Annotated in this window: 15 protein-coding genes and 1 other annotated feature; of the genes, 4 read left to right on the top strand and 11 right to left on the bottom strand. The window is 55.8% G+C overall.

Features of this window, described 5'->3' with window-relative positions:
- Positions 1-41: 41 nt before the first annotated feature.
- The 3 genes from VGM55_RS12930 to adk form a co-directional block, all read right to left on the bottom strand.
- Complete coding sequence (locus VGM55_RS12930) at positions 42-1,346, bottom strand: inosine/guanosine kinase (protein WP_331635669.1); 1,305 nt, start codon at positions 1,344-1,346, stop codon at positions 42-44.
- 63 nt (positions 1,347-1,409) lie between these two features.
- Positions 1,410-2,372 (bottom strand): ferrochelatase, encoded by a 963-nt coding sequence (gene hemH, locus VGM55_RS12925; RefSeq protein WP_154187838.1) that lies wholly within the window; start codon positions 2,370-2,372, stop codon positions 1,410-1,412.
- 282 nt (positions 2,373-2,654) lie between these two features.
- Positions 2,655-3,299, bottom strand: a complete 645-nt coding sequence (adk, locus tag VGM55_RS12920; RefSeq protein ID WP_039305499.1) for an adenylate kinase — start codon at positions 3,297-3,299, stop codon at positions 2,655-2,657.
- 374 nt (positions 3,300-3,673) lie between these two features.
- Between adk and VGM55_RS12915 the strand changes: the two genes are divergently transcribed.
- Positions 3,674-4,027 (top strand): hypothetical protein, encoded by a 354-nt coding sequence (locus VGM55_RS12915; RefSeq protein ID WP_154187839.1) that lies wholly within the window; start codon positions 3,674-3,676, stop codon positions 4,025-4,027.
- A 152-nt stretch (positions 4,028-4,179) separates the two neighbouring features.
- On the opposite strand, the gene htpG is transcribed toward VGM55_RS12915, so the two are convergent.
- The 3 genes from htpG to VGM55_RS12900 all read right to left on the bottom strand — a co-directional run bounded on the left by htpG (position 4,180) and on the right by VGM55_RS12900 (position 7,742).
- On the bottom strand, positions 4,180-6,054 hold the full coding sequence (gene htpG / locus VGM55_RS12910) for a molecular chaperone HtpG (RefSeq protein WP_154187840.1): 1,875 nt from the start codon (positions 6,052-6,054) through the stop codon (positions 4,180-4,182).
- 110 nt (positions 6,055-6,164) lie between these two features.
- Positions 6,165-6,770, bottom strand: a complete 606-nt coding sequence (recR, locus tag VGM55_RS12905; protein ID WP_154187841.1) for a recombination mediator RecR — start codon at positions 6,768-6,770, stop codon at positions 6,165-6,167.
- A 102-nt stretch (positions 6,771-6,872) separates the two neighbouring features.
- A complete protein-coding gene (locus VGM55_RS12900; protein WP_331635668.1) occupies positions 6,873-7,742 on the bottom strand; it encodes a pirin family protein in 870 nt (289 codons plus the stop codon).
- A 107-nt stretch (positions 7,743-7,849) separates the two neighbouring features.
- Here VGM55_RS12900 and VGM55_RS12895 point away from each other — a divergent pair, with 107 nt between their 5' ends.
- Positions 7,850-8,755, top strand: coding sequence for a LysR family transcriptional regulator (locus tag VGM55_RS12895; RefSeq protein WP_331635667.1), 906 nt, complete (start codon positions 7,850-7,852; stop codon positions 8,753-8,755).
- Between the two features lie 40 nt (positions 8,756-8,795).
- Here VGM55_RS12895 and VGM55_RS12890 read toward each other — a convergent pair whose 3' ends face one another.
- The 4 genes from VGM55_RS12890 to VGM55_RS12875 all read right to left on the bottom strand — a co-directional run bounded on the left by VGM55_RS12890 (position 8,796) and on the right by VGM55_RS12875 (position 12,317).
- The gene (locus tag VGM55_RS12890; RefSeq protein WP_008460260.1) at positions 8,796-9,125 is read right to left on the bottom strand and encodes a YbaB/EbfC family nucleoid-associated protein; all 330 of its coding nucleotides are present in this window, start codon (positions 9,123-9,125) and stop codon (positions 8,796-8,798) included.
- A gap of 87 nt (positions 9,126-9,212) precedes the next feature.
- Positions 9,213-11,141 (bottom strand): DNA polymerase III subunit gamma/tau, encoded by a 1,929-nt coding sequence (gene dnaX, locus VGM55_RS12885; RefSeq protein ID WP_154187844.1) that lies wholly within the window; start codon positions 11,139-11,141, stop codon positions 9,213-9,215.
- Positions 9,813-9,877, bottom strand: a sequence feature (DnaX frameshifting element). (Overlaps the previous gene by 65 nt.)
- 94 nt (positions 11,142-11,235) lie before the next feature.
- Positions 11,236-11,787: an adenine phosphoribosyltransferase gene (gene apt / locus VGM55_RS12880; protein WP_154187845.1), complete on the bottom strand. Its 552-nt coding sequence runs from the start codon at positions 11,785-11,787 to the stop codon at positions 11,236-11,238.
- A gap of 152 nt (positions 11,788-11,939) precedes the next feature.
- Positions 11,940-12,317 carry a DUF454 family protein gene (locus VGM55_RS12875; RefSeq protein ID WP_154187846.1) on the bottom strand — a complete coding sequence of 126 codons (378 nt, stop codon included), beginning with the start codon at positions 12,315-12,317 and terminating at the stop codon, positions 11,940-11,942.
- Between the two features lie 35 nt (positions 12,318-12,352).
- Here VGM55_RS12875 and priC point away from each other — a divergent pair, with 35 nt between their 5' ends.
- Entirely contained in the window at positions 12,353-12,889 is a 537-nt protein-coding gene (gene priC / locus VGM55_RS12870) for a primosomal replication protein (protein ID WP_331635666.1), read from the top strand.
- Positions 12,890-12,912: 23 nt separating this feature from the next.
- On the top strand, positions 12,913-13,077 hold the full coding sequence (gene rsmS, locus VGM55_RS12865) for a pleiotropic regulatory protein RsmS (protein WP_154187848.1): 165 nt from the start codon (positions 12,913-12,915) through the stop codon (positions 13,075-13,077).
- Between the two features lie 156 nt (positions 13,078-13,233).
- On the opposite strand, the gene mscK is transcribed toward rsmS, so the two are convergent.
- Entirely contained in the window at positions 13,234-16,608 is a 3,375-nt protein-coding gene (gene mscK, locus VGM55_RS12860) for a mechanosensitive channel MscK (protein ID WP_154187849.1), read from the bottom strand.
- Positions 16,609-16,625 lie beyond the last annotated feature (17 nt).

Raw genomic sequence — 16,625 nt, 5'->3', positions numbered from 1 at the left:
CTTCAAAAAAACAGAGCCTTCTTCAGGCTCTGCTCTTCAGCTTAGCGTTCCCAGTAAGACTCTTCGAGGCTGTCTTCCCGCTCGGGCAGGCCGCGCGTCAGGCGTGGAGAATGCTGGTTCAACACCTGATAGCTAACGCGGTTAGCATATTTGCATACCTGCGCCAATGAAGAATAAGTCAGCCAGGTCAGCTTGTGCTTGCTGGAGTTCGGCACGTTGCTGCGGTGATAGTTGTTCGCGGTGATATCGTGCAGCAGCGCCGCAAGCGCGCCGTCACCTGCCCCGTTGGTGTTCATTATCTTCTCCGGGCCGCCCATGTAAGGGGCGATATGGGAGTAAATACGCAGCGGTTCAGCACAGTCTTTCAGGCGCATCGCGCGGCTAAATTCATACTGGTTAAATTCAGCGATAGCGCCCGGCAGCAGAGGATGTTGGGTATTACGTTTCGCGGTTTCTTCGGTGTAGCCCGCCATATAAAGCCCGACCGGCCCGGCGGTGCACAGCACCAGGTCAACCCAGTCCAGCGCCTTGTCGGCGGCCAGCAGCGGATCGCTTTCGCCGGTTAGCGCCTCACCCTCCTCTTCGTTCATCGCCAGAATCGATACGTGCTCACGCAGGAACGCCTGCCACCAGGCCGGGTTCTCGGCAATCACGTATTTGGTGCCCAGCGTCAGAACAACCGGAACGTTATATTTTTTCGCCCAGCTTATCGCACGCATGGTGGCGTCCGGCATCGGCTCACCGGGTTTGCAGCGAACCAGATAAGAGGTGAGCACCAGCGCCGAAGCCCCTGCGATAACCTCTTCCGGGATACTGTCCGCCTGTAGCTGGTTCATATGGCCAGGGCTAATGGCAAAAGTACGTTCACCCTGCTCACCAATGAGCGTGAAACAGCGGCCAATCGCGCCATCAACGCCCTGTAAATAGTTGAGATCGGTCCGGCTGGAGGTGTTGCAGAGGTAACGGTAGGCGTAACTGCCAATCTCAACATTACGGCACATCACGCCGAGCAGCACGGAACGGTCATCGGCAAGCACCGAGTAGTTGTGCATGGTATTGCCGATGGTGCCCCCGGCAAACTGGTGGGTAATCAGGTTGTTATTAACCAGCTCTTTGTAGAGCGCATCGGCGACATCATCTTCAATCACCAGAGAGTGGCCAAAGCTTAACCCATAGCGCCGCACAAACTCGTCGTCCACTTTGGCTTCAATGTCCACCAGCGTTTGATCGATGCCGACCACCCACGAGGAACCATTTTCAGCTTCAGGCTGGGTTTGCTGCAATAGCGGATCGCGAGCGCTGACGGGGAAGTAGTGTTTGGATTTGCGTTTACCGGGAAATTTCATGGTGTCGTTACGGGCTGGCTAATAAGGCGGAGAATAGTAGCATTCCCCGCCACAGGATTCTATTTAGCGATACCTGTCCACCAGCTGAACCATCATGTCAATGTGCGCCGGATCGTCATTCAGCGCCGGGATATACTCATATTTCGTGCCGCCCGCCTCGATAAACACTTCCCGGTTCTGCACCGCCATCTCTTCGAGAGTTTCCAGGCAGTCGGCGGAGAAGCCAGGGCACATTACCTGAATATGCTTCACGCCCTTTTCGGCCAGCATTTTCAGCGTTTCGTCGGTATACGGCATCAGCCACGGTTCACGGCCAAAACGTGACTGATAGGTCATCATCACTTTTTCCGGCGGCAGCTCAAGGGCGCTCAGCAGCTCGCGCGTGGTGTCGCGACAGCGCTGCGGGTAGTCATCGCCTTCGTTTGCATAACGCTGGGGAATACCATGGTAAGACAGCAGCAAAACGTCCGGCTCACCGTGTTCGGCAAAGGAACGTTTGACCGAGGCCGCCAGCGCGTTGATGTACGCCGTGTCGGTCGCATAGTCACGAATCAGGGAGAGAGAAGGCAGGCTGCGATAATCGGCGAAGATCCGCCCCAGCTCATCCCACACCGCCGCGACGGTTGAGCAGGAAAACTGAGGGTAAAGCGGCAATACCACGATGTGCGTGACGTTCTGCGCCAGAAGGTCATCTACGGCACTCTTCAACGACGGTTCGCCGTAGCTCATCCCCAGCGCAACCGGCGTATGTGGAAGCTGCTGCGCCAGCGCCTTCTCCTGCCGACGGCTGTAAACCATCAGCGGCGAACCCTCTTCCATCCAGATGGACTGATAGAGTTTGGCGACGCGCGGTGAACGCAGCGGCAGAATGACGCCGCGCAGCAAAGGCCACCACAGCAGGCGGGGCGTATCCACCACGCGCTTATCGCTCAGGAACTGGCGAAGATAGCGGTTGACCGCCGCCGGCGTCGGGGCGCTCGGCGTGCCAAGGTTAGCCAGTAAGATGCCAATTTTTTCCTGATTCATTCCTACCCCTTATCTATAAATTGCCGTCAATTGTAACGTAAAAGAGCGAAACGAGAACCGATTACAGCAAGAGGGGAAATTTCGGGCAAAAAAATACCAGGGCATGCCCTGGTACTTGCTTCTGACAAAGTCTATTGTCCTGAAAAAATCTGAACGCCGATCTTATAAAAACAATGAATGATGTTCTCTGGTTTACCCCAAACAGCCGAAAACCACGTTTTTCGGCTGTTTGTCATCAATATTACCAGGACATGCCCTGGTATTGATTGTCGCAGCGGGAAATTATCCGAGGATTTTTTCCAGCTCTGCGCGAACGTCAGCCACGGCCTGCGTGCCGTCAACTTTAGCGTATTGGGTGTTACCCGCCTGCGCTTCTTTAGAGTAGTAGCCGATCAGCGGCGCGGTCATCTGATGGTATTCCACCAGGCGTTTACGCACGGTCTCTTCCTGATCGTCTTTACGGGTGGTCAGCTCTTCGCCGGTCACGTCATCTTTGCCTTCAACCTTAGGCGGGTTGAATTTGATGTGGTAAACGCGGCCGGAAGCAGCGTGTACGCGACGGCCTACGATACGGTCAACGATCAGCTCGTCCGGAACGTCGAACTCCAGCACGAAATCAACGTTGATGCCCGCTTCTTTCATGGCGTCAGCCTGCGGGATAGTGCGTGGGAAACCGTCCAGCAGGAAACCGTTACGGCAGTCTTCCTGCGCAATGCGCTCTTTAACCAGGGCGATAACCAGTTCATCGGTCACCAGCTTGCCAGCATCCATGATGTCTTTGGCCTGTTTACCCAGTTCTGAACCAGATTTGACCGCAGCACGCAGCATATCACCGGTGGAGATCTGCGGAATACCGTATTTCTCCATGATGAACTGAGCCTGAGTCCCTTTACCTGCGCCCGGTGCGCCGAGCAGAATGATACGCATTGCGTAATTCCCCATACGTTTAACTATTCAATCGAATTTGAGGCGAAAACCATACCACTAAAGGCGGTATCATCACAAGGAAGGGAGGGGGTAAGGATAAGCCCCGAAGCCTCGATTCCGCCTGGATTACGGGCACTCTCCCACTCCCGATTAAGCCAGAATCGGTTCAGCCGAATAGCGTTTTTATTTCTCTAGCGGCAGCAAACAGCGCCGGAATGATTCATGCATCCACCAGGATTCATGAAAAGGATGGGGCTATATATATAAGGTTTATGTGCGGCAATTATAATTACGTTTGATGCGTTCGGGCGTCTGTACAAAGCGCCGGGTTGTCAACGAGGAGATCTATTTTGCTAAGAGGAAGAGCACCCGCCATGAATAAGACCTTAATTGCCATCATCTGTTGTTTGCTGCTAAGCGGGTGCACGTCACAGTGGGTAAAAACCCGCAGTAACGCGCAGGAATACACCAGCGCCCGTGCTGCCTGTGAAACCCAGGCCCAGCAGGCTTTTCCGGTGAGGAACGAGGTTGCACAGCGGACTAAGTACACCACTTACTATGAAGCCTGTACAAAAAAAGATGATTGTGACGGCGAGAAAACCAGGGCGGTAAAAAAGCCTGAAATAGAAAGCTATGTGATGGACGTGAATAGCGAAAGCCGCGACCGGTTATTTAATCAGTGCATGGAACTTAAAGGCTGGGAAAGCAAAATAAAGTGGCTATCATAGCTGAAATTCAATTTCAGACACTCATATGACGGCAGTGAAATAACCTTACTTTTATATCATTTATTTTTAAGGTGATTGCCACGCCCCCAAATTTAAGCGAAAAAAAAACCACCTGCCGATGCAGGTGGTTTTTGTCAGTCTATCAACCCGACTTAAGAAACCAGCAGCTGGTTCATGCGGCGGATGAACTGGTTCGGGTCTTCCAGCTGACCGCGCTCAGCTAACAGCGCCTGGTCCAGCAGCAGTTCAACCCACTCGCCGAACTGCGCGTCATCCTGCGTATCCGCCGCGCGTTTCACCAGCGCATGCTCCGGGTTAAGCTCGAAGATGTACTTCACGTCCGGCACTTCCTGGCCCGCAGCGGCAAACAGTTTCGCCATCTGGGTGCTCATGTCGTTGCTGTCGGTGGTCACGATCGCCGGCGTATCGGTCAGGCGGTGAGTCAGACGCACTTCCTTCACGCGCTCGCCCAGCAGGGTTTTCACGCGGTCCACGAACGGCTCCAGGGCTTTCTCAGCTTCTTTCGCTTCTTCGGTCTCTTCGTCCGTCAGCTTATCCAGCGATTCGTCGGTTTTGCTCACAGACTGGAACGCTTTGCCGTCGAACTCGGTCAGGTAGCTCATCATCCACTCGTCGATGCGATCGGAAAGCAGCAGAACCTCGATGCCTTTCTTACGCAGCAGTTCCAGATGCGGGCTGCTCTTCGCCGCCGCGTAGCTGTCTGCGGTGATGTAGTAGATCTTCTCCTGGCCTTCTTTCATGCGGGAGACGTACTCTTCGAGCGACACGGTCTGGGCTGAAGAATCAGCGTGCGTGGTCGCGAAACGCAGCAGCTTAGCGATAGCTTCCTGGTTCGCGTTATCTTCCGCCGGGCCTTCTTTCAGCACGAGGCCGAAGTTTTTCCAGAAGGTCTGGTACTTCTCGGCATCGTCTTTCGCCAGCTTATCCAGCATCTGCAGCACGCGTTTGGTCAGCGCACTACGCAGGTTCTGGGTCACGCGGCTGTCCTGCAGGATTTCACGGGAAACGTTCAGCGGCAGATCGTTGGAATCTATCAGGCCGCGAACAAAGCGCAGGTAGTTCGGCATGAACTGCTCCGCGTCGTCCATGATAAACACGCGCTGTACGTAGAGCTTCAGCCCGTGCTTGTGGTCGCGGTTCCACATATCCCACGGCGCCTGGGAAGGAATGTACAGCAGGCTGGTGTACTCCTGCTTGCCTTCTACGCGGTTATGGCTCCAGGAAATAGGGTCGGTAAAGTCATGGGCGATATGCTTGTAGAACTCTTTGTATTCGTCTTCGCTGACGTCAGATTTACTGCGGGTCCACAGCGCCTGAGCCTTGTTGATTTTTTCCCAGCTGACGATGGTTTCACCGTCTTTCTCTTCTTGCTGTTCAATCTCAACCGGCAGAGCAATATGGTCAGAGTACTTGCTGATAATGGAGCGTACGCGCCAGTCATCCAGGAATTCGTCTTCGCCTTCACGCAGGTGCAGGGTGATTTCGGTGCCGCGATCGGCTTTCTCGATGTCGGCCACGGTGTATTCACCCGCGCCTTCCGATTCCCAGAACACGCCCTGCTCCGCGCTGGCACCGGCGGCGCGAGTACGAACGGTGACTTTGTCAGCCACGATAAACGCAGAGTAGAAGCCAACGCCGAACTGGCCAATCAGCTGGCTGTCTTTCGCCTGATCGGAGCCCATGGACTCGAGGAAAGCTTTGGTGCCGGATTTGGCGATGGTACCCAGATGATCAATCACTTCATCGCGGGTCATCCCAATGCCGTTGTCGGCGATGGTCAGCGTGCGTTTCTCTTTATCGAAGGAGACACGGACGCGCAGTTCGCCGTCACCTTCATACAAATTAGCGTCCGACAGCGCGCGGAAGCGTAGCTTGTCTGCCGCATCGGAGGCGTTGGAGATCAGTTCACGCAGGAAGATTTCTTTATTTGAATAAAGAGAGTGGATCATCAGGTGCAGAAGCTGTTTTACCTCTGACTGAAAACCGCGGGTCTCTTGTCCTTTCATGGTCATTGATACCTCAACAAAATCAAACGGGATGAAGAAAACGTTGAGGTGGATATGGTAGCGAATTGTGCCTTTTCAAGCTTGAGGAGGCAAAAACCTCCTCCGGACGGCTAAAAATTAATCTTGTGGCGACCCACCAGCGAGTGCGACAGCGTGGTGCCATCCACCATTTCAAGCTCGCCGCCAACCGGCACACCGTGTGCGATGCGGCTCGCTTCAACGCCGTACTGTGAACAAAGCTCGGCTATGTAGTTTGCGGTTGCCTCGCCTTCCACCGTCGGGTTAGTGGCAAGAATCACCTCTTTCATCGGTTCGCTGGAAAGGCGATGTTCAAGGCGGTCAAGACCGATGTCATTCGGGCCAATACCGTCCAGCGGCGAGAGGTGCCCCATCAGAACGAAGTAGCGGCCAGAGAACTGACCGGTCTGTTCGATGGCATGGATATCCGCCGGGCTTTCTACCACGCAAATCTGGCCATTTTCCTGGCGACGCGGGTTGGAACAAATGGAGCAAACTTCCTGCTCGGTGAAGGTACGGCAATCCGCACAATGGCCGATCTCGGACATCGCACGGGTCAGCGCCTGAGCCAGACGCATACCGCCGCTGCGGTCTCGCTGCAGCAGGGCAAACGCCATACGCTGGGCGGATTTCGGGCCAACGCCGGGCAGGCAGCGCAGGGATTCCATAAGGGCTGAGAGTAAAGGACTGGTTTGCATCGCTCGGGCTTGTAAGAAAAAGTGGGCTATAGCCTAACATTAGCCCTGAGGATGGGTATAGGAAAAGATATCCCCCGAACGAAGGCTCGCCGGGGGAAAAGTTTACGTGATGTCTTTGCCGAAACGGCCCTCGTTAAAATCATCGATGGCCTGATGAATCTCCTCTCTGGTGTTCATCACGAACGGACCGTAACCCACAACCGGCTCATTCAAAGGTTCGCCGCTGAGCAGCAGAACCACCGCGTCATTGTTGGCTTCGAGAGTTACGCTGTCGCCTTTGGCATCCAGCACCACCAGCTGCGCTTCGCGAGCCACCTCTTCACCGTTGACCAGCACCGTGCCTTTCAGCACCACCAGCGCCGTGTTCCAGCCGTCTTTAACCGCCAGCTGAGTGACGCCCTGCGGGTTCAGGCGCAAATCCCAGATGCTCATTGGCGAGAAGGTGCGGGCCGGGCCTTTGGTCCCGTCAAACTCACCGGCAATCACGCGAACCTTACCGGCCTTGTCCGGCAAATCGACCACCGGAATATCACCGTCGGTAATCGGCTGATAGCCAGGCGCGGTCATTTTGTCTTTTGCAGGCAGGTTAACCCAAAGCTGCACCATTTCCAGGCTGCCGCCCGCTTCGCTAAACGCCGGAGAATGGTACTCTTCATGCAGGATCCCGCTCCCGGCGGTCATCCACTGCACGTCGCCCGGACCAATCACGCCGCCGTTGCCCACGTTATCGCGGTGCGCCACTTCGCCTTTGTAGACGATAGTCACGGTTTCAAAACCGCGGTGCGGGTGCTGATCCACGCCGCGCTGCCCTTTATTGCTCGGCTTAAATTCGGCCGGGCCCGCATAGTCCAGCAGCAGGAACGGGCTAAGTTGCTCGGCAAATTTAGAGTACGAAAACAGCGAACGAACCGGGAAACCATCGCCCACCCAGTGGGAAGCCGGTGCGGTATAGACGCCAAGAATTGATTTCATGATTCTCTCCACAAAGGTTGTTCTGATGGGATAAAGCTTACCCGTCAGACACCCGGTCCGGTAGAGTGCTAAAGTAGACTCAGTGTTCCATAAACAGGACAATAGAAATGCAGGACCTCAACGATCTGTGGTATTTCGTGCAGGTGGTCGACAACGGCGGTTTCTCCCCCGCCAGCCGGGCGATCGGCATTCCGAAATCACGCCTGAGCCGCCGCATTGCGCTGCTAGAAGAGCGGCTTGAAACCCGCCTGTTACAGCGCTCAACGCGCAGCTTCACCGTCACGGAGGCCGGGCAGATCTTCTATCGCCACTGCAAGGCGATGATGATTGAAGCCGAAGCGGCACAGGAGGCCATCGACACGCTGAAATCCGAGCCACGAGGGCTGATTCGGCTCACCTGCCCGATTGCGCTGTTGCATGTCCACATCGGCGATATGCTGGCGCGTTTTATGCGCCTCTACCCGCAGATTGTGATTCAGCTTGAGGAAACCAACCGGCGCGTGGACGTGCTGAACGAAAACGTCGATCTGGCTATTCGCGTGCGGCCTCTGCCGCTGGAAGATAGCGATCTGGTGATGCGCAAGCTGGCAACGCGCAGCATGTGCCTGGTCGCCAGCCCGGAGCTGGTAGCCCGCCTGGGTATGCCCGCCGCACCAACGGATCTCGCCCACTGGCCCAGCCTGGCGCTGGACAGGCCACAGCAAACCTACCGCTGGTGCCTGTTTGGCCCCGAGCAGCAGGAGGTCATTGTTCACCACAAACCCCGCTTTATTACGACTGATATGATTGCGCTGCGAACCGCGGCGCTCAACGGCATTGGCGTCGTACAGCTACCGAAGCTGATGCTTAACGACGCTCTGGAGCAGGGAAAGCTGGTTCACGTTCTACCTGAATGGCGAGCAAGAATGGAGATTGTTCACGTGGTCTTCCCTTCCCGACGAGGGCAGTTACCGGCGGTGCGGGCGTTGATTGATTTTCTGGCGGAGAGCTATCAGGCGCTGGACGAAGAGTGAGGAAACGGCCTTCTCCCGGGCGGGAGAAGGCGGGAAAACATCAGAATGGCATTTTGAAGCCCGGTGGCAGCTGCATACCGTTGGAGACACCGGCCATTTTTTCCTTCTGCGCTTCACCAATACGGCGAGCGGCATCGTTGAAGGCTGCGGCAACCAGGTCTTCAACCATTTCTTTGTCGTCTTCCATCAGGCTTGGGTCGATCTCGACACGGCGGCAGTTGTGCGCCCCGTTGATGGTGACTTTCACCAGGCCCGCGCCGGACTCGCCGGTAACTTCCATATTGGCGATTTCTTCCTGAGCCTGGGCCATTTTTTCCTGCATCTGCTGGGCCTGCTTCATCAGGTTACCCAGACCGCCTTTTCCAAACATAATCTTCTCTCTTTCATCGGGCCAACGCTCGCGGGATGCGAGAGTGGCTATCGGGGTTTTACACTATGCCGCCCGAAGAACGACATATCAAATTGGGCGAATACTATCTTCATCCAGCTCGGCATCAAAGAATCTTTGCAAAGTCTGAATATTGCCATCGCTGCTCATCGCCTCACGCGCCTGCGCCAGCTTCTCTTCGTAAATGGCCTGGCGCCACTCAAGCGGCGTGCGGCGTGCAAGGTTCTCATCTTCAATAATAGTCAGTTCTATCGCTTCGCTATGCAGCGAACTCATCGCATCGGCGAGCGTTTTTTGCGCCGATGGCGAGTTTAAATGGCGCTGGCCCGGGCGTAAATGCAGGCAAACCCGGTTGCCGTCCGCCTCTTTCCATGCATTGAGCGCCAGCTGTTGCACCAGTTTTGGCAGCACCAGCTGATTGATTTCCGCCGCCCACTCGTCGCGCTCGATAGCCTCTTCGGCCAGCTTCTGCGCCAGCTCCGGCGTTTTTTCATGCTCGAGCGCTTTTTTCAGCGCCTTTGGCGTGGCAACCGGCTCGGGCGCCACTTCCGTCGGATTTTGTGATTTCCAGCGATAAGCTTCTGGCTTCGCTGGTTTTTCCAGCGCCGATGGCGCAGGGCGCGCCTGAACGCGTTCGGTTACCGAAGCCAAACGTTCCAGCGCGGAGCTTTTTGCCGGCCGCGCTAGTTTTTGCGCTGCCGGCTCACTCTTTTTTGCTTTATCAGCCTCCTGCTGGCGCATCAGCTGGCTGCGCGCCTGAAGGATTTGGCTGGTCGAGTCCGGCAGCGGAGGAGCCTCCCGACCCGGCGGTGGTGCCGCCTGCTGCTGCCTTGTTGCCGGCTGATGCGAAGCCGGGTTAATCACCGGAATGCTTGCTGCCTGGCGCGGAACGTCCGGCTCCGGCAGCGGCTTACGCGGGTGGAAAGCCAATGCACGCAGCAGCGTCATTTCTACGCCCATGCGGCGATCCGGCGCCCACGGCAGCTCTTTGCGGCCAATCAGCAATGTCTGGTAGTAAAGCTGTATGTCGGCGGGTGGGACAACGCGCGCAAGTTCACGCATACGCTGTTCGATAGCCGCCATATCGCTGCCAAGTGCGGAAGGAGAAAGCTGGACCATCGCCACGCGGTGCAGCAGCGCGGACATTTCTACCAGCAGCGCTTCCCATTCAATACCGCGCGCCGCGGCATCATTCAGCAGCGCCATGACACGCGGGCCGTCGGCGTGGACCATGGCTTCAATCAACGACAGCGCCTGATCGTCATCCAGCGTGCCCAGCATGGTGCTCACGGCGGCCGTTGTCACCTGACCATCACCGCTGGCAATCGCCTGATCGGTGAGGCTTAACGCGTCGCGCAGGCTGCCATCAGCCGCGCGGGCTAACAGCTGCAGCGCGCGGGGCTCGCTAACGACTTTTTCTTCGCCAAGAATGTGTTCCAGCTGATGGCGGATCTGCTCGACGTCCAGCGCTTTCAGGTGGAACTGCAGGCAACGGGAAAGAATGGTCACCGGCAGCTTTTGCGGATCGGTGGTGGCCAGCAGGAATTTTACGTGCGGAGGTGGCTCTTCCAGCGTCTTAAGCAGCGCGTTGAAACTGTGCCGCGAGAGCATGTGCACTTCGTCAATCAGGTAGACTTTAAAGCGGCCACGCGCCGGGGCGTACTGAACGTTATCCAGCAGATCGCGGGTGTCTTCCACCTTGGTACGCGAGGCGGCGTCTATCTCAATCAGGTCGACAAAGCGGCCTTGTTCGATTTCACGGCAGTTATCGCAAACGCCGCAAGGCGTGGCGGTAATGCCGGTTTCACAATTCAGCCCTTTCGCCAGCAGGCGGGCGATAGACGTTTTCCCCACCCCGCGGGTGCCGGAAAAAAGGTACGCATGGTGAATGCGGCCCAGCGACAAACCATTAGCCAGCGCGGTCAGTACGTGTTGCTGGCCGACAACATCAGCAAAAGTTTGTGGGCGCCATTTGCGGGCTAAGACCTGGTAGCTCATCTGGAGTTAGGCTCTGGTTCGCGGGAAAGGTGAATTGAGAGGGTAATGCTAACATAAGCCCCGCCCGCTGGGCGAGGCTTGTGGTCGAAGAAGCTTAGTGACCCGGGAAAGGCACCAGGCAGAAGCTTTTCACACCCATTTTTTCCAGACGCTGCTCACCGCCAAGATCAAACAAGTTAATCACGAAGGCCGCATCGGTCACTTCGCCACCCAGACGACGGATCAGTTTCACCGTCGCTTCAATGGTGCCGCCGGTTGCCAGCAGATCGTCAACCACCAGCACTTTATCGCCAGGTTCGATAGCATCTACGTGAATTTCCAGGCTGTCGGTGCCGTATTCCAGCTCATAGCTTTCGGCGATCGTTTCACGCGGCAGCTTGCGCGGCTTACGCACCGGTACAAAGCCCACGCCCAGCTCCAGCGCAACCGGTGCGCCAAACAGGAAGCCACGCGCTTCGGTACCGACAACTTTTGTGATACCCGCATCTTTGAAGCGCGAAACTAACAGAGCAATACTGGTGGCGTATGCTTTCGGATCTTCCAGCAAGCTGGTAACGTCACGGAACAGGATCCCTGGTTTTGGATAATCAGGAACGCTTTTAATGCTGTTTTTGAGATATTCAAGCTGCTGCGCAGTCGCGGTCATCGGTTTATGCCTGCTAAAAACATGATACTAAACAGGGTACGCTGTTGGCCCATATGTGAACCGCTGGTTAATGCTTAACCGGCCGTACCCGTGCTCGAAAACGGTCGAATTTACTGGCTGCCAGCAACAAATGCAACAGCTTCGGCTGCGGTTTATTGCTTTTGTTGCTTTGCGTCAACCACCGGCATGCGCCCAATAAAGAGTAGCAGCGCACAGAGAATCACCAACAGCAAAATTCTTACCCAAAGAATCTTCACCAGCCAAAGTGAGACGGCGAAAGTCACAAGAATAAACAGGAGCGCACGCGGTTTCGCGCCCGGCGGCATAGCGCGATACTGCTGCCAGTGCCGCAAATAGCCGCCGAACCACGAACGGTAAAGCAGCCAGTGGTGAAAACGCGGTGAAGACTGAGCAAAACACCATGCCGCTAACAAAAGAAAAGGCGTAGTGGGCAGCAAAGGTAAAACCACGCCCAGCGTGGCAAGCACTACCGCCAGCCAGCCGATGATGATTAAAATAATACGCTTCATGCTGTTACCCCTGACAATCCCTGGAGAGCCATTTTGTGAAAACTGCGTCGCTGTTACAAGCCCTTGAAGCTCGGGTCGTCGAGCTGGCGGCCGCCGTTGAGCCGGTCGCCCTGCTGCGGGCAAACCAGGCGCGCTTTGACCGTAAGCTCTTTCATACCCACAGCACCCAGCTGAAAGATTATCTGCAAGAGGCGCAGGCTAACCTGGCCCAGCTCCAGCTTAGCGTCAGCCACGGTAAAACTGACCAGGTGGCGTTTATCGCAGAAAAACTGGTCGCACAAATTGCGGCGCTGCAGCGGGAATTAGCCACCGCGCATTTACGCAAGAGCGAGCCACAGCAAAAGGTACAAGAAAATCTGTACGAAAAACTGGCCACGCACCAGGATTACGAACGACGCCTGCTGGCGATGGTAAGCGATCGCGAAAGTCAGCTTTCACTGCAGGCCACGCTCGCGGGTCAGCAAAAGCTTCAGCGTGAACTCGCCGCGCTGGAAGGCCGCCTGCAGCGCTGCCGCCAGGCCCTTGCCCGCATTGAAAGAGCGATTGAAAGACGCGAGCGCGGTTTAGGCTAACCCATAAACGAAAAGGAAAGTGGATGTCTTTAGAGAATGCCCCGGACGAGGTCAAGCTGGCCGTCGACTTAATTATGCTGCTTGAAGAGCACCAGATCCCCACAAACACCGCGCTTGCCGCGCTGGACATCGTTCGTGAAGATTTTCTACGTAAACAGCGGGAAGAAACGGCTTCCCGCTCAGATTAATGACAAACAGCCGAAAAACGTGGTTTTCGGCTGTTTGGGGCAAACCAGAGAACATAATCCATTGTTTTTATTAGACCGAAGTTCGGGCCTTTTAAGCTCAATGAACTTTGTCAGCAGTCTCAGCGGGAAGAAAATGCTTCCCGCTGATTGTCACGCTTAGACAGACGGCGGCAGCAGACCGCCGTTTTTGCCCAGATCGCGCTTCACTTCCGTTAGCTCCTCGCCCTTCTCGTTGTGCAGATGCACTTCGAGCTGGTTGAAGGCAATATTGATGTCGTTTTCACGGCACAGCCTGTCGATAGCGCGGTTCAGCTCATCTACGGTGATACTGCGGTCGCGCAGTTCACGCACATATAAACGCAGCTCATGGTCAAGCGTGCTGGCGCCAAACGTCGTGAAGTACACCGCAGGTTCCGGATCGTGCATCACACGCGGGTGATCCATCGCAGCTTTCAGTAGGATCGCTTTCACCTTATCCAGATCCGAGCCGTAAGCCACGCCAAGCTTGATCACCACGCGGGTGATCGTGTCCGTCAACGACCAGTTGATCAGGCGCTCGGTAACAAACGCTTTGTTCGGGATGATCACTTCTTTGCGGTCAAAGTCGGTGATCGTCGTCGCACGGATACGTATCTTGCTGACGCTGCCGGAGAATGTCCCGATGGTGACGGTATCGCCGATGCGCACCGGGCGTTCGAACAGGATAATCAGGCCGGAGACGAAGTTGCCGAAGATCTCCTGTAAGCCAAAGCCCAGACCCACCGACAGCGCCGCCGCCAGCCATTGCAGTTTGTCCCACGACACGCCAAGCGAGCCGAATACCGTCATCGCCCCAATCACGATAATCGCGTAGTTGAGGATAGTGGTGATGGCATAAGACGCGCCCTGGCGCATCTTCAAACGAGAAAGCACCAGAACTTCCAGCAGACCGGGCAAGTTGCGAATCAGCGCCCAGGCAACCATCGTCGCGACCAGCGCAAACAGAATGCTGCCCATGGTGACATTTTTCATCACCGCCGCGCCGGCTTCGCTGCCGGTGTAGTGCCACAGCACGATGCTGTCCAGATAGGCAAAGACGGTGATTAAATCCGACCAGATAGCGTAAAACACCACGCCAAACAGGGCAAACATCAGCAGCATAGTTAAGCGCATCGTCTGCTGGTTAATCTGATCCAGCGCCAGCGGCGGTTCTTCAACCGGCTCAGCACCTTCCGCGCCCTCTTTCACCATATTCTGGCGGCGAGCCAGCGCGCGACGATAGGCAATACGGCGTGCCGCAACGCTTAACCCGCGGATCACCGTCTGGTGAATCAGGTTCCAGATAATCACCAAATAGACCGTGTCTATCCAGCGGTTCGCCAGCCGTAGCGTAGTATAGAAATAGCCGGTTGCGGTCAGCACCAGCAGAGCCACCGGCACGATGGACAGCACGGTAATAGTCAACAGGCGCAGCGGATGAGACTCTTTATCACGCCAGTTGTCGCGGCACATCGGGATAATCAGGCCGGTTATCAGCAGCAGGTTAAGGAAAATCATAAACTGCCCGAGCACGTCGTCCATCAGATGCAGCGGCGACAGCTCGCCGACAACGGACCAGAACAGCAGCGGCAGCAAGGCAAAGCTGATGCGCACAATCTGACGGCGATAATGGCGGGTAAGATGTTCCGGCATGTTGAACCAGATGACGGCGAGGCCACGGCTGGTAAGAATGCGCCACGCCATACCGAACACCAGCCAGAACAGCGCCAACTCTTTGGCAAACGCCCACAGCAGTTCGCTGATATTCAGCTGCATAAACAGCAGCACCAGCCCTACCGAAAGGATAGCCATCGTCAACGGCACTACCTTCAGGAAGTTCAGCAAAATCGCCTTCGGCGTATTGAGCTGACTGTCAGTGCGCAGCTGCCCCACTTCAGAAGCAAGCTTAGCCAGCTGCTTGTCGATCCACTTATAGCGCCAGCGCAACAGACCGGCCAGCAGCATCAGCGGCAGCGCGGTAAACAGCGACATAAACAGCCCGTCCAGCACCTTATGCCAGCTGATATCGAGCTTCATGGACTTGATTTGGTCGTGCAGCGCCCCAGGGAAGGATTTAATCCACTCCCAGTTCATCGGCTTGTTGCTGTTTACCCAGAAAATTTGCTGGGTCAGCATTTTTTGCAGGCTGGTGCTAACGCTCATCAACTGCTGCTGGTTAATTTGCAGGTTAATCGCCATCATCAGCTGGTTACCCAACTGTTTGTTAAGCTGGTCGAGCAGCTCACGGCGCATGTCCACCACCTGCATCAGCGCATCGTGAACCTCGTCATTAACTTCGTTCTTATGCCCCTCTTCAATCTTGTCGACATAGCTGTCGCTCTGGAACATGGCATCGCGCTGTTGGTTTATATCGAACTGCTCAAGTCGCAGGTCGGCAATGCGGTTGGTGAGATCTTCAAGATCGTCGGCAGACGGCAGCGTTTGCTGCTGCTGGTAAAGGATACGCGACAGCAGCAGACTCCCCTTCAGCACCGAAATTTGCTCTTTCAGGTTACGCTCGGACTGAAGCGCGCGGTCAAGCCAATTTTTGACGCGGATATTGCGCTGTACCAGCTCGTTGCCGCTTTGGGTGGCGTTGATCAGACGCTGGCTGAGCTGGTGGTTTACGTCCAGCTCCTGACGAACCAGCGGGTTGTTCTGTATCGCGCTGGTATCGGCGTCGTCCGGCGTTACCGCTTCCTGCGCGGTCTTTTCAGTCAGCGTTAAGCGTTTGCTGTTAACCGCTTCCTGCAGCAGTTGAAGCGTGTGTTCAAGCTGCCCAATATTGGCGTTGGTGTAGTCACGCTGTTTTTGCAGCGCATCCTGCAATACCGTGTTGCCTTCCAGACTTTTACGCTGCTGCTCAATCTGCGTATTCAGTAACGCCTGCTGCACCAGCAGCATATTTTGCTGGCTTGGGCGCAACGTCGCTTCCCCCGGCGTGGTGCCGTTCAGACGATTACGTACCTGCAGCAGCTGTTGTGAAGCGCTGTACATTGCATTCTGCACGCGCTCCGGCTGGGTTTGCAGGGACACCAGCTGGCTATTCAGCGTTGAAAGATCGTTATTCGCCGACTGCAGCTGATCGAGCACCGTAGTCAAGCGCGTTTCCAGCTGGCGCAGAGAGAGCGTGCTGAGGGTTTTACGGGTTGCTTCATCGTCGGCTGGCGTGCTGAGCGAGTTAAGCGCGTCGGTAGCCTGTTTCAGCTTATCCGGCGCCTGGGCGACCGTGGTTTTAAGCTGGGCCGTTTCCTGCTTCACGCGGTCGAGCTTGTCCAGCATTTCAAGGGTATCGGTAAGATCTTTCTGGGTGAGCTTATCGTCGGGACTTAGCGTTTTTTGCTTATTCAGCGTGTCCAGCTGCGACTGAACTTCCGCCCTGGCAGGCAGATCGCCGTTATTTTGCGCCGCCTGAGCCACAGAAAACGGCAGCAAAGCGGAGACAAACAGATACAGGAAAAGAATAAATGCGGAACGAGAAGTCCGCGACAGAGCGTTGTGCTGCGTAGTCATGGTTGATTAATTACGGT

The organism is Cedecea sp. (assembly GCF_036500665.1).
GTDB lineage: Bacteria > Pseudomonadota > Gammaproteobacteria > Enterobacterales > Enterobacteriaceae > Cedecea.
This window is presented reverse-complemented; position numbering and strand designations above follow the sequence as displayed.

Excerpts from the sequence above, each read along its gene's own strand:
- VGM55_RS12930 (WP_331635669.1), bottom strand. The coding sequence starts at position 1,346 with ATGAAATTTCCCGGTAAACGCAAATCCAAACACTACTTCCCCGTCAGC.
- hemH (WP_154187838.1), bottom strand. The coding sequence starts at position 2,372 with ATGAATCAGGAAAAAATTGGCATCTTACTGGCTAACCTTGGCACGCCG.
- adk (WP_039305499.1), bottom strand. The coding sequence starts at position 3,299 with ATGCGTATCATTCTGCTCGGCGCACCGGGCGCAGGTAAAGGGACTCAG.
- VGM55_RS12915 (WP_154187839.1), top strand. The coding sequence starts at position 3,674 with ATGAATAAGACCTTAATTGCCATCATCTGTTGTTTGCTGCTAAGCGGG.
- htpG (WP_154187840.1), bottom strand. The coding sequence starts at position 6,054 with ATGAAAGGACAAGAGACCCGCGGTTTTCAGTCAGAGGTAAAACAGCTT.
- recR (WP_154187841.1), bottom strand. The coding sequence starts at position 6,770 with ATGCAAACCAGTCCTTTACTCTCAGCCCTTATGGAATCCCTGCGCTGC.
- VGM55_RS12900 (WP_331635668.1), bottom strand. The coding sequence starts at position 7,742 with ATGAAATCAATTCTTGGCGTCTATACCGCACCGGCTTCCCACTGGGTG.
- VGM55_RS12895 (WP_331635667.1), top strand. The coding sequence starts at position 7,850 with ATGCAGGACCTCAACGATCTGTGGTATTTCGTGCAGGTGGTCGACAAC.
- VGM55_RS12890 (WP_008460260.1), bottom strand. The coding sequence starts at position 9,125 with ATGTTTGGAAAAGGCGGTCTGGGTAACCTGATGAAGCAGGCCCAGCAG.
- dnaX (WP_154187844.1), bottom strand. The coding sequence starts at position 11,141 with ATGAGCTACCAGGTCTTAGCCCGCAAATGGCGCCCACAAACTTTTGCT.
- apt (WP_154187845.1), bottom strand. The coding sequence starts at position 11,787 with ATGACCGCGACTGCGCAGCAGCTTGAATATCTCAAAAACAGCATTAAA.
- VGM55_RS12875 (WP_154187846.1), bottom strand. The coding sequence starts at position 12,317 with ATGAAGCGTATTATTTTAATCATCATCGGCTGGCTGGCGGTAGTGCTT.
- rsmS (WP_154187848.1), top strand. The coding sequence starts at position 12,913 with ATGTCTTTAGAGAATGCCCCGGACGAGGTCAAGCTGGCCGTCGACTTA.
- mscK (WP_154187849.1), bottom strand. The coding sequence starts at position 16,608 with ATGACTACGCAGCACAACGCTCTGTCGCGGACTTCTCGTTCCGCATTT.